The 12,619-nt window shown below is 53.0% G+C and carries 8 protein-coding genes, 2 tRNA genes, 1 riboswitch and 1 other annotated feature; of the genes, 7 read left to right on the top strand and 3 right to left on the bottom strand.

All coding sequences use genetic code 11. The features are described 5' to 3' along the window. The first annotated feature begins 7 nt into the window (after nt 1–7). The 3 genes from LPA02S_RS07950 to LPA02S_RS07940 all read left to right on the top strand — a co-directional run bounded on the left by LPA02S_RS07950 (nt 8) and on the right by LPA02S_RS07940 (nt 960). Nucleotides 8–80, top strand: a tRNA-Asn gene (locus LPA02S_RS07950). Nucleotides 81–95: 15 nt separating this feature from the next. Next, nucleotides 96–185, top strand: a tRNA-Ser gene (locus tag LPA02S_RS07945). Nucleotides 186–363: 178 nt separating this feature from the next. Continuing rightward, complete coding sequence (locus tag LPA02S_RS07940) at nt 364–960, top strand: TMEM175 family protein (protein WP_054651282.1); 597 nt, start codon at nt 364–366, stop codon at nt 958–960. A gap of 112 nt (nt 961–1,072) precedes the next feature. On the opposite strand, the gene LPA02S_RS07935 is transcribed toward LPA02S_RS07940, so the two are convergent. After that, entirely contained in the window at nt 1,073–1,720 is a 648-nt protein-coding gene (locus LPA02S_RS07935; RefSeq protein WP_056956462.1) for a hypothetical protein, read from the bottom strand. A gap of 88 nt (nt 1,721–1,808) precedes the next feature. Continuing rightward, a riboswitch (SMK box riboswitch) is annotated at nt 1,809–1,892 on the top strand. Here LPA02S_RS07935 and metK point away from each other — a divergent pair. Together metK and LPA02S_RS07925 are read left to right on the top strand one after the other, a co-directional pair. Then, nucleotides 1,892–3,076: a methionine adenosyltransferase gene (gene metK, locus LPA02S_RS07930; protein WP_054651278.1), complete on the top strand. Its 1,185-nt coding sequence runs from the start codon at nt 1,892–1,894 to the stop codon at nt 3,074–3,076. Its footprint overlaps the riboswitch before it by 1 nt. Before the next feature lie 405 nt (nt 3,077–3,481). Next, nucleotides 3,482–4,942 carry an MDR family MFS transporter gene (locus LPA02S_RS07925; protein WP_054651276.1) on the top strand — a complete coding sequence of 487 codons (1,461 nt, stop codon included), beginning with the start codon at nt 3,482–3,484 and terminating at the stop codon, nt 4,940–4,942. Here LPA02S_RS07925 and LPA02S_RS07920 read toward each other — a convergent pair. Beyond that, the gene (locus LPA02S_RS07920; protein ID WP_054651274.1) at nt 4,908–5,585 is read right to left on the bottom strand and encodes a phosphatase PAP2 family protein; all 678 of its coding nucleotides are present in this window, start codon (nt 5,583–5,585) and stop codon (nt 4,908–4,910) included. The genes LPA02S_RS07925 and LPA02S_RS07920 overlap by 35 nt on opposite strands. A 97-nt stretch (nt 5,586–5,682) precedes the next feature. Beyond that, nucleotides 5,683–5,888, top strand: a binding site (T-box leader). 56 nt (nt 5,889–5,944) lie between these two features. Between LPA02S_RS07920 and leuS the strand changes: the two genes are divergently transcribed. Together leuS and LPA02S_RS07910 are read left to right on the top strand one after the other, a co-directional pair. Further along, a complete protein-coding gene (gene leuS / locus LPA02S_RS07915; RefSeq protein WP_056956461.1) occupies nt 5,945–8,359 on the top strand; it encodes a leucine--tRNA ligase in 2,415 nt (804 codons plus the stop codon). Between the two features lie 178 nt (nt 8,360–8,537). After that, nucleotides 8,538–10,169, top strand: coding sequence for a putative polysaccharide biosynthesis protein (locus tag LPA02S_RS07910; protein WP_054651270.1), 1,632 nt, complete (start codon nt 8,538–8,540; stop codon nt 10,167–10,169). Nucleotides 10,170–10,257: 88 nt separating this feature from the next. On the opposite strand, the gene LPA02S_RS07905 is transcribed toward LPA02S_RS07910, so the two are convergent. Further along, a complete protein-coding gene (locus LPA02S_RS07905; RefSeq protein ID WP_056956460.1) occupies nt 10,258–12,306 on the bottom strand; it encodes a KUP/HAK/KT family potassium transporter in 2,049 nt (682 codons plus the stop codon). Between the last annotated feature and the right edge of the window lie 313 nt (nt 12,307–12,619).

Genomic DNA, 12,619 nt, shown 5'->3' with positions numbered 1-12,619 from the left:
ATATTATTCCGGTTTAGCTCAGTTGGTAGAGCACCTGACTGTTAATCAGGTTGTCGTCGGTTCGAGTCCGACAACCGGAGTTTTTATTTTAGCTTGGAGAGTTGTCCGAGAGGCTGAAGGAGCATGCTTGGAAAGCATGTATACGGGTTTTGCCTGTATCAAGGGTTCGAATCCCTTACTCTCCGTCTTTTAGTTAGATAGGTACATCAAAGGAGCAATGCGCAAGCAATGCTCTTTTTTTGATCCAACGTGATTGGCAAATCAGTTAATGGAGCGTTAATTAGTATCCCTTGAATAACGGTGGTTTTCAAATATACTACGAGAGTGTAAAATACCATGTAGTTATGTTTGGAGGATCCTTTTATGAATAAAAATCGTGTCGAAGCTTTTACTGATGCTGTGATTGCAATTATCATGACCATTATGATTCTAGAATTCAAGGTGCCAGAAACCTACCTGTGGAGTGCGATGGCAGGTGATTTACCGTACCTGTTTGCGTACATTGTGAGCTTTCTTTTTATTGGGGTTGCGTGGTACAACCACCACTATATGTTCATGATTTTAAGGCGTGTGACCAAACGTATATATTGGATCAACAATCTGTGGTTGTTGACCATGTCGTTTATTCCTGTAGCCACGGCATGGTCTGGCCGGTTTTTGAACTACCGTGCGCCCGAGTATTTTTACCTGGTCGTCTTTGCGGTATGGAGCGCCGCCTACTGGTGGTTGTCACGGAGCATCATCAACGCGTTACGCCGTGAGGGAATGGTCGACCAGGCGCTGCGCATAATGGCTATGCCGCCGTATCGGTTTATGAACAGCTGGCGGCTACCGGCCTATACGTTGATTATTACTGTAGTCATTTATTTTTGGCCTCCAGGTGGTCTCGTTGCTACTTTGTGCGAATTGGTGTACATGGCTTTTCACACGAATACGGATAGTGATCGCGTGGTTGAGTGAAATTGCAAACCAAAAAAAGCCTACACATGGCGAGCCACCCGTTCTGCTTAGATGATTAGTCTAGTACGAATTGGGAGCCATGTGCAGGCTTTTTTCTGCTCTAGGACCTATCCTAGCCGTGAATAAATGAAACAGTCATCAAGATGCTGGTGACCCAGGCGGCGGCTAACCAGTAGGCAGACCACCAATCTCTGCGCCGGCGTAATGGCACTAACGCCAATACCATGATAGCCACCACCACGATGATAGTGAGGTGCTGAAGCATGAAGCCCGCGATGCAGATGATAAAGATAGCGAGGCTGGTTGCCCACATGGGTAGATATTTCGACCAGACCCCCACGACAAACGGAATTAGCATCAGAATCAGCGCGGTGAGGTAGCTACTTTGCAGAACGTGCGTGTCCGCCATGGTGAGCATTATCTGGGTAAAGCCAGCTAGAACTATCAACAAAGTTGTGCGGATTTCGTGCAGCATCGTTTGCGTGCTAATTATGTAGGTTAAGCCCAATAGCGCTAATGCGAGCGGTAGAATTGTCCACTGGTTAAAAGCGCCTATTATTGCGGGAATGATGCCCACAATGGCTAACCAACCTGGTCGCCAATCCAGTTGTACCGCGGCGATAACGACTGCGAGTATGACCAGTGCGACTAGTTGAAACGACCATACAAACCCACCGGTGCCCCCCGCGAGAATGGGGTACGTGATGGATAGACCAGCGAGCGCAATGGTTGAGAGAATTCGGTCTCTTGCTGATGGCATCTTTCTACCTTCTTTCTGTCCCTATGCTACCTGAAAATGTGGAGTGAGGCAAAACCTTTGTGAGACCGGCCCGTTTTGTGTTAGGATAGATTGTTGCAAAGAATTCCCGATAGGGCCCACACACGTGGGTTTGCCTTGTAACCGAAAACTTTTAGGGGGAAACAATTTCATATGTCAGAAAAACGTTTATTTACGTCCGAGTCGGTCTCTGAGGGGCACCCGGATAAGATTGCGGACCAAATCAGTGATGCCATTTTGGACGCGCTGCTAGCCAAGGACCCGGATGCACGGGCCGCGGTTGAAACCAGCGTGACTACCGGATTGGTGTTGGTGTTTGGTGAAGTATCAACCAACGCGTACGTTGATATCCAGGGCGTTGTTCGTGATACGATTCGGCGGATTGGTTATACGCGTGAGAGTGGCTTTGATCCTGATTCAGTGGCCGTATTGGTTGCTCTGGATGAACAGTCGCCCGATATTGCTCAAGGGGTAAATGAATCCCTAGAGGAACGCTCAGGCGATGCTGACCCGCTGGACCAGATTGGGGCCGGCGATCAGGGAATGATGTTCGGTTACGCCATTGACGAGACGCCCGAGTACATGCCGCTACCGGCGGTGCTTGCGCACAGTCTGATGCGTAAGATCGCCGCGTTGAGGCATGACGGTACGATTAAGTACTTGCGCCCAGATGCAAAGGCGCAGGTGACGGTAGAATACGGTGAGGATAACAAGCCACTCCGTGTGGATACCGTGGTGGTTTCAACGCAGCATGATCCAGACGCTACTTTGGCCCAGATCCGGGCGGACGTTGAGGAGCAAGTGATCCGTGCCGTTATTCCGGCTAACCTGCTGGATGACCAGACGAAGATCTACGTGAACCCAACGGGACGTTTCGTGCTGGGCGGACCAGCTGCAGATGCTGGGTTGACGGGCCGGAAGATCATTGTGGACACGTACGGGAGTTTTGCGCGTCACGGCGGTGGGGCCTTCTCTGGTAAGGACGCAACCAAAGTTGACCGGTCGGCCAGCTATGCGGCTCGTTACATCGCCAAGAACCTCGTGGCTGCGGGCTTAGCAAGTACGCTGGAAGTCCAGTTGGCCTATGCAATAGGTGTGGCCAAGCCGGTTTCGATTTCGGTGAACACGTTTGGCACAAACAAAATTCCGGAAAGCAAAATTGTTGACGCAATTAGGGACAACTTTGACTTACGGCCGGCGGGGATTATCCAGATGTTGGATTTGAAGCGCCCAATATATGAACAGACGGCGGCATATGGTCACTTTGGCCGCACGGACGTTGACTTACCGTGGGAGCACCTCGATAAGGTAGACGTACTGAAGCAGTACTTGCAGTAGAAGTGATCGATTGGCGGTGGGACATTAATTTGTCCTGCCGTTTTTTTGTAGAAAGCGGAGCAGGCCATTTAGAAGGCAGAGCATAAGCATCTCTAACCGAAAGGCCCGGTTTTGGCCTTTTGGTTAGAGATGCTTATGCGTCGCCTTCTAGCCTGCGCAGCTCGTTTAGAGAGTGGAGCCCCGCGGTTAGAAACTGGAGCGTAACTTGCTACGGCGGTTAAGCCCGGGCCTGGCTTCATTGCCGTAGCGGGTTACGCTCCAGTTTCTGCGGGATGCAAATCGTTTTCAAACGCACGAGTAATGGGGGAGAGTAGCAGGTTAACCGCCAAACCTAACCGAAACGCACTTATCCCCTGTGCTTAAGGCCCCACCAACCACATATTGTACTTATTTGAGGGAGAAATTATGCATACACAACGTACCAACGTGCCGGTAATGACGGTGACCGTCTTCATCGCCACCTTCATGGCTGCCATTGAGGGCACAATTGTCAGTACCGCCATGCCAACAATTGTTGGATCATTGCACGGAGTTCGGCTGATGAACTGGGTAATTGCAATTTACCTGCTAACCAGCGCAATTGCGACCCCCGTCTACGGCAAAATGGCCGATATGCGTGGCCGTAAGCCGGTCTTGATGGTTGGCCTCGGCATCTTTGTCATTGGCTCGTTGCTCAGCGGACTATCGCAATCGATGATTATGCTCATCGTCGCCCGTGCCATTCAGGGTGTGGGAGCTGGCGCCATCATGCCGGTTACCTACACCATTATCGCGGACATGTATTCGCTGGCTAAGCGGGCGCAGGTGCTCGGCCTCAACGGTTCTGCATGGGGGATTGCAGCAGTTGTAGCGCCATTACTGGGTGGTCTCATCGTGGACCAATTATCTTGGCACTGGGTGTTTATTATTAACGTTCCCATTGGTCTCCTAACCATGGGGCTAACAGCGGTTTTCCTACACGAAAAGCCGCGTACCAGCTCTTCCAGTCTGGATGTACGCGGCATTTGGTGGTTGGCGTTGATTCTGGTCTGTGTTCTGGGGGCATGCGAGCTGCTGCAGCTGCCGCATGGTATTTGGTACGCGACGGCATTATTGGTTGGAGCTGCACTGAGCATCTGGCGGTTTATCGCCGCAGAACGGCGGGCCACTGACCCGGTCATTAGTTTGAGCCTGTTTAAGTCAAAGGCGTTCATCTCACAAAATATTATTGCTGCACTCATTTCGGGTGTGGTTATGGGCCACGAAGTATACATTCCTATGTGGATGCAGGGGATTTTGGGCGTGAACGCCACGTTGGGTGGCTTTGCCGTGACCCCCAGCAGCATTTTGTGGGTGGTCGGTTCCTTTGCGGCCGGTAAGATGTTGCCGCGCATGCGTGCCAGCCGGGTGCTGGGCATCGCGTTGATTGACGTGTTCGTCGGTATTGTGGCCGTAACCTTGTTGAACATTCATACCACCTACCCTGTGTTCCTGGTGGTGTCCGCGGTCCTCGGCTTCGGCTTCGGGATTATCATCACGAGTACCACCGTGGAGTCCCAGAACGTGGTGGGGCCAGACCAGATTGGGATGGCGACCAGCTTCAACACCCTGAGCCGTACGTTAGGGCAAACGCTGATGATCTCAATCTACGGCATCATCTTTAATCAACAAATCGCTGCCGGTGTTGCTGGTCAGCCCGACCTCAGCACCAAAATGATGAACAAGCTAGTCAATTCGCAAACCGTCCACGAACTGGCGGACAAAGTAGTGGTGCCCTTGCGGCACGTGTTGTTCGATGCCCTGCACGTGGTGTACATTGCGTGTGCCGTAGTCGTGTTGTTATCGTTAGCAGCTAACTTGCTTGGTCGTCAGGCGCGTCGACAATAGCATCCTGGCTGCCGCGGATGGTAATCCAACGCACTATTTCCCGGGCAATAATTGCACAGGCGATACCTTCTAGGGCTCCGGCCAGCACGTCGCTGGCAAAGTGGACGTGGAGGTAGACGCGGCTCCACATAATCGTGGCTGCGTAGATAACGCCCAGGATAACCACCAGCGTGCGGGGCAATGGGCGTCGGTGCCAGTGCCATATATAGATAATAATTACGGTGACCAGTGCCGCGCTGGCGCTGGCGTGGCCGCTGGGGAAACTCCAGCCGCTGGCGTGGGTGAGTGCGTGCAAAGTGGGGTCGGCCACAAACGGACGCGGCCGTTCAATTACTGCTTTGAACAGCCGGTTGATGATGGCCGTGCTGAGCACCGCGCCCGCCACCGTTGCGGCCCAGGATGGCCGGCGACGCCACATGATCCAGAGTGATACGACAATAGCGGTGATGGTCATATTGACCGGTTCACCAAAGTTGGTGATGAAGCGGGCCCATGAGGTGCGCGCGGGTGTGACGGCGCCAGCGGCGTGTAGCCCCCATGTATCGAATTGGTGAATCAAAGGTTGACTAGTGGTGATAGCAACTGCCAGTATTAGTACCAGCGTAATCATGATGGTGGCCAGAAGCCAACGTTGAATGCGCATATTAACCCCTCTTTAGTGAAAGAAATATTGTTAGTTTAGCATAGTCTCCGTTTAGTGCTTGCTTGCTGGGGGTGATTTTGCTATTCTTAACTCAATACTAAACGCAGGGAAGATTATTAGCGTGTGGGTCTCGTCCAGAAAGACGGCGGTTGTTGGAAGCCGTTCGGGTCCCCCACGTGAACTGACTTCCTCGGTTGTCGACCTGAACAATGTCAGTAGGGTTGACCGGGCTGCCGTTATCCAGACAAGCGCCGGGAGGTTCCCGGAACTTAGGTGGTACCGCGGCTCGGAGTCGTCCTAACTTGTTAGGGCGGCTTTTTGCGTTCAGTGGCACAAAACATACAGGGGGCACAAACAATATGGCAGCATTTGACCATGCAGCAATCGAAAAAAAGTGGCAGAAGTATTGGCGTGAACACGACACGTTCAAAACGGGGAAGGATCCGCAAAAGCCGAAGTATTACGTCCTCGACATGTTTCCTTACCCATCAGGCCAAGGTTTGCACGTTGGCCATCCTGAGGGTTACACCGCCACGGATATCGTTGCCCGCATGAAGCGGATGCAAGGATTTAACGTTTTGCACCCCATGGGTTGGGATGCCTTTGGCTTACCCGCAGAACAATACGCCCTGAAGACTGGTAACCCGCCGAAGGAATTTACCGCCAAGAACATCGCTAACTTCAAGCGGCAAATCCAGAGCCTCGGTTTCTCCTACGACTGGGACCGTGAAATCAACACGACCGACCCGTCGTACTACAAGTGGACGCAGTGGATTTTTGAACAGATGTACAAGCGTGGTCTGGCCTACGAGGCGGAAGTCCCGGTTAACTGGAGTCCGGATCTCGGGACCGTGGTTGCAAACGAAGAAGTGATTGACGGAAAAACTGAGCGGGGTGGTTTCCCGGTTGAACGGAAGCCTATGCGCCAGTGGATGCTGAAGATTACTGCCTACGCGGACAAGTTGCTGGATGGCCTGGATGATTTGGACTGGCCAGAATCCATCAAGCAAATGCAGCGTAATTGGATCGGCCGTTCGGTTGGTGCCAGCGTTAACTTTAAGGTTGACGGTACTGACCAGTCCTTTGAAGTGTTCACGACCCGTCCAGATACCTTGTTTGGTGCTACCTACGCGGTACTGGCTCCGGAAAAGGAGCTGGTGCAGGCCATCACGACACCTGAACAGAAGGACGCAGTGGACGCCTACATCAAGGAGGCCGCTGGGAAGTCCGACCTGGACCGTACCGACCTAAACAAGGACAAGACCGGTGTATTTACGGGCGCTTACGCTGTGAACCCCGTTAACGGTGCCAAGTTACCAATTTGGATTGGGGACTACGTACTGGCTAGCTACGGGACCGGGGCCATCATGGCGGTACCTGCCCATGACGACCGTGACTGGGCCTTTGCCAAGAAGTTTGACCTACCAATTATGCCCGTAATTGAGGGCGGCGATGTTGACAAAGCTGCCTACACCAAGGATGGCGCGCACATTAACAGTGGTTTCCTGGACGGCATGAATAAGGCTGACGCCATTGACGCCATGGTCGACTGGTTGACCGAACACCAGGTGGGGGCCAAGAAGGTTAACTACAAGCTGCGCGACTGGGTGTTCTCCCGTCAGCGTTACTGGGGTGAGCCGATTCCCGTTATCCACTGGGAGGACGGGGAGACAACTTTGGTACCCGAAGACCAGCTGCCGCTCATGCTGCCAGAGGACGCTAACATTGAACCAACCGGCTCGACTGATGGCCCACTGGCCAACCTAGAAGACTGGGTTAACGTGGTTGATGAAAATGGTCGTAAAGGTAAGCGGGAAACCAACACCATGCCGCAGTGGGCAGGGTCGTCATGGTACTTCCTCCGTTACATTGATCCGCGCAACGGCCGGATGCTGGCCGATCCCGACAAGATGAAGTACTGGATGAACGTTGACCTGTACATCGGTGGGGCGGAACACGCGGTTCTGCACCTGTTGTACGCGCGGTTCTGGAACCAGTTCCTGTACGACATTGGCGTGGTGCCAACGAAGGAACCATTCCAAAAGTTGTTCAACCAGGGGATGATTTTGGGTGACAACCACGAAAAGATGAGTAAGTCCAAGGGCAACGTGGTTAATCCGGACGACGTGGTGAGCGAGTACGGGGCTGACACTTTGCGTCTGTACGAAATGTTCATGGGACCGCTGGATGCCGGGATTGCTTGGAGTACTGAGGGCCTTGCCGGTTCCCACAAGTTCCTGGAACGCGTTTACCGTACCTTTGTTGACGAAAACGGTAAGATGCGCGACCACATTACGACGATTAATGACGGTAGTTTGACTAAGGTGTACAACCAGACCGTGAAAAAGGTCACCGAGGACTTTGCCGACCTGAAGTTTAACACCGCGATTGCGCAGATGATGGTCTTCATTAACGACGCGAACAAAGTGGACGACCTGCCGTACGAGTATGTTGAGGGCTTCGTGAAGATGTTGGCGCCGGTTGCACCACACCTGATGGAAGAAATTTGGCGGATTCTGGGCCACGATGACACGATTACGTACGCTGCATGGCCAACGTATGATGAGAGTGCTCTGGTTGCGGACACGGTGACCGTTGCCGTTCAGGTGAACGGCAAGTTACGTGGGCAGCTGGAAGCGGTCAAAGATGCCGACCAGGATCAATTACAGCAGGATGCACTAGTAATTGAGAATGTGCAGAAGTTCATTGCTGATAAGACGGTGCGCAAAGTGATTGTGGTACCAAATAAGATTGTCAATATTGTTGTCGGCTAGTTAGACGATGCCGGTATAGGGGTTCCCGCTATCATGGTGGGAACCCTTTTTGGTGTCTCGCCGTTCGATAAAGCAACACAATAAAACTGACAATCTGCTTAAAGATGCGGTCGTCAATTGCAGTCGTGGTGCGATTCAATTAGAATTACTATGTTAACTACGAAAAAGAGGAATTTTAATGAACGCAAAGGAAACGCAGACAACTGCGTCTAGCCAATCAAAGATGTTGCGGGGCTCCGCGTGGATGACCGCCGGCAGCATCTTTTCCCGGGTTCTGGGGGCAATCTACATAATTCCGTGGTGGGCGTGGCTCGGTTCAGCAGCCCTAGCGGCGAACGGGCTGTTTACCAAGGGGTATCAGATCTACGGCGTGTTTATCATTATCTCGACCGCAGGGATTCCTAGCGCCGTGGCCAAACAGATTGCGCACTATAACGCCATGAACGAGTACGCGACCTCCATCCGGTTGTGGTGGCACGGGATGATTGCCACGTCGATTCTGGGCGTGATTTCGGCCGCCATCCTGTGGTTTGCCGCCCCGCTCCTGGCGGCGGGGGATAGCCGTATGATTCCCGTGTTTCATTCATTGGCCTGGGCGATATTGGTCATACCAATGCTCAGTATCATGCGGGGCTACTTCCAAGGGGTCAGCGACATGGCTCCCAGCGCGATATCGCAGTTGGTGGAACAGTTTGTCCGCGTCATCTACATGTTGGCGTCCGTGTACTTCATCATGAAGATGGGAAACGGGGATTACATCCTGGCGGTGACCCACTCCACCTTTGCGGCCTTCATTGGGGCGCTCGCTGGTATCCTCATGCTGGTCGCAATCTTCATCCGCCGGTGGCCACGTATTCGCGCGCAGATGGCGCATTCGGCCAATCAAATCGATGTGTCCGTCAACCAACTGTTGATGGACATTGCCCGCCAAGCGATTCCGTTTATCATCATGGATTCGGCCATTAACTGGTACTACATTATCGACCAGTACACGTACAAACCCATGTGGGGTCACCTGTTTAACTGGTCCGTTAACCACATGAACGATTTGTACGCGTTGTATGCGGGGAACGCCAACAAGCTCATCATGATTGTGGTCTCCCTGGCGTCCGCAATGGGTATTACCGTCATTCCGCTCCTGTCGGCGGCGGTGACGCGGCACGAGATGCATGACGTGAGCCGCCAGATGACCAACGCCATTCAACTATTTAGCATCGTGATGATTCCGGCGTCATTGGGGATGATGGCCATCGCCCAGCCGCTGTACGTGGTGTTCTACGGTTACGATGGTACCGGTATCCGGATGCTGGAGGTGTCCTGTATCCTAGCGGTGGCACTCGGCCTGTACACCGTTTTGGCCGCCTTGCTCCAGGGGGTGTTCCGCAACCGTCTGGCCATCATGTTAATGTTGGTGGGGATTGTGGTCAAAGTGGTTCTGCAATACCCGCTGTCGGCTTTGTTCGGGGCGTATGGGCCCATGCTGGCGTCGCTAGCGGGGTTGGGTGTTAACTCGATTTTGATGCTCCGCAAGTTGTGGCAGTATTACCACTTCAAAGTGTTTCAGACGTCGCGGCGCGTGGCGGGGATGCTCTTCTTCGGGTCCCTCATGTTTGCGGTCGTGCGCATCGCTATGTGGCTGATGAATTACTTTATTCCGGCTGTCAGCAAGCCCGGTGCCGTCGCTGAACTCATCGTTGCCCTCATACTGGGCGGTGGCGTGTACGGCTACTTGGTGCTGAAGACACATCTGGCGGACATGATTTTAGGCGGGCGTGTTGCCGGCATTCGTCGTATCTTGCGTATGCAATGATAATTATCAGCGCAACAAAATAACCGTCCTGACGGGTCCCACTGTTACTTGGTGTGGGACCCGCCAGGACGGTTTTTCGCGTTCGCGGTTATTGATTCTCCTCTTGGGCGCTTGGGTCGGCGTGTACACGCTTGAGGCGGGCAGCTCGAACTTTGCCCAGAATGAGTGGGACGTGCTCTTCAACCACGTCGGCGTATTCCAGACCAAACCAACGGGCAGGACTGACCGTAATCCGCTGGAGCAGTAGGCGCGATTGGATAATGATTTTGGCAAAGCTGTTGATGCGGGTCTCAGACGAAAGTTCCTCGCGGACGAGAACGAACGACCAGTCACCCACCTCGCGGCCCGGCATGGTGGTGTACTTTTGCGGCTGGCGGTCGATTTCGCCGGTCGCCATCAGGTCCTGGACGACCTGACGTAAGAATACGTTGACGGTTTGCTGCATGCGGAAACCGAGAAACAGTTGGACGTTGACCATGTAGTTAGTGCCGTAAGTGTCGGCATTGTATTCCGCGGTGTAGGGTTCATCCGTCACGTTGACCGTGACGAACCAGTAAACGTCGGCACGCTTTGGGCGCTTGTCGACAATCGAGTAGATGAGGTTCTTCTTGACGAACCGCCCGTCATGAATTTTGGTTAGGTAAACCAAGTTATCTGCGTACCGTTCGTAATTGGGGTCAGTGTGGAGCGAGTTCAGCATTTTTTTGTAGGCTAACAGCGATACTCGTTGGTTCGTGAAGGAATTACGATCACGTAGGATGCCACCATACAGCCAAATGAACATGACAATTAGGATGACCATTGCAATCAGCACCGTCACGTAACCACCGTGCATGAATTTCGCGGCACTAGCAATGAAGAAGACGGTTTCGATGCTAGCAAAGAATAGGAAGATTACCCAGGCCCACAAGCGTGGCGTCTGCCGTAACCGGAGGAACTGGTACAGCAGGATGGTGGTCATCAGCATGGTGACGGTGATGGCCAAACCGTACGCAGCCTCCATGTGGGCGCTAGTACGGAAGTACAGGACGATGGCGATACAGGTAATCCACATCAGCATGTTAACGCTGGGGATGTATAGCTGGCCCTTGAACTTGCTGGGGTACACGATTCGAAGGCGGGGAAGGAACCGCAGGCGAATGGCCTCGGCCACCAACGTGTAGGAACCACTAATGAGCGCTTGGCTGGCGATGATGGCCGCCAGCGTGGCGAGGATGATGCCCACAAGGTGAATGCTAGCGGGCATCATGTCAAAGAAGGGGTTGAGGTCGCTGGCGTGTTGCCACGCTGCGTTGGTGCGGTTCTGGTCGATCCAGACGGCCTGCCCCAAGTAGTTAAGCACCAAGCAAACGTTGACGAATGGCCAGCTACCGTAAATGTTCGGCCGACCCACGTGCCCCATGTCCGAGTACAGGGCCTCTGCCCCCGTTGTGGCTAGGAAGATGGAGCCCAAAATGAGGATACCGACTTTGTTCGCCGGACTAAACAGCAGTTTAACTGCATAGTAGGGGTTGATGGCCGCGAGCATGGACCAGTCCTGGGTAAGGCTCATGAAGCCCAAGACGCCCAGAAACAGGAACCATAGCGTCATGATGGGGCCAAAGAGGCGACCAATCGACTGGGTACCAAACCGCTGGATAAAGAAAAGGATGGAAATAATAATCACGGTTGTGATGATGACCTGGTCTTGCTGGGTAATAAAGACGTGGTTATTAATCGCCGTATTTTTTAACCCCTCGATGGCTGTGGTGACCGTCACTGCTGGGGTCAGCATGCCATCAGCGAGTAAGGCGGCCCCACCAATCACGGCGGGGACCAGTAACCACTTTGCCCGTTGCCGGACTAAGGTGAACAGTGCGAAAATCCCCCCCTCGCCCTTATTATCGGCGTGGAGGGCAATAATTACGTACTTTAAGGTGGTGACGATTGCGAGGGTCCAGAATACTAGGGACACTGAACCAACCAAAAAATCGTGGGTCATGGTGCTCATGCCACCGTTCTCGGCCACCAACGATTTCATTACGTACAGTGGGCTGGTCCCGATATCGCCATAAACGACCCCTAAGGTAATGAGGAGTCCGGCCGCAGTCAGACGGTGGTGCAGGTCGTGGTGCTCCGCATTTTTTAACTGTGTCATTGTATCAGTAATCCCCCTTGCGGATTTGTGCTAACAGACAGTGTAGGTCATCAAAGCGGGTCTGTAAATATCATAATTATACCGGCTTGGGGAGTACAAAGAAACGTGCTGGCGAAACTTAATTTACAGGCCATACTATTGCCCTGGTGGACAAGCCACGTTTGAAGTGTGACGTTATTTGTTTGTTGTTACCAGCGTCAATTGGTGCGGGTAATCAGGGCGGTACCATTCAGTTTGGGGGCAGACCAGAAAAATTATCCGTCATTTAACCGCAAAGGGGTTGGTAAAGCCCACTGAGGTTGGTATATTTATA

Source organism: Lacticaseibacillus pantheris DSM 15945 = JCM 12539 = NBRC 106106 (genome assembly GCF_001591865.1).
GTDB classification, from domain to species: domain Bacteria; phylum Bacillota; class Bacilli; order Lactobacillales; family Lactobacillaceae; genus Lacticaseibacillus; species Lacticaseibacillus pantheris.
The sequence above is the reverse complement of the archived record's forward strand: the minus strand, read 5'-3'. Positions and strand labels throughout refer to the sequence as shown.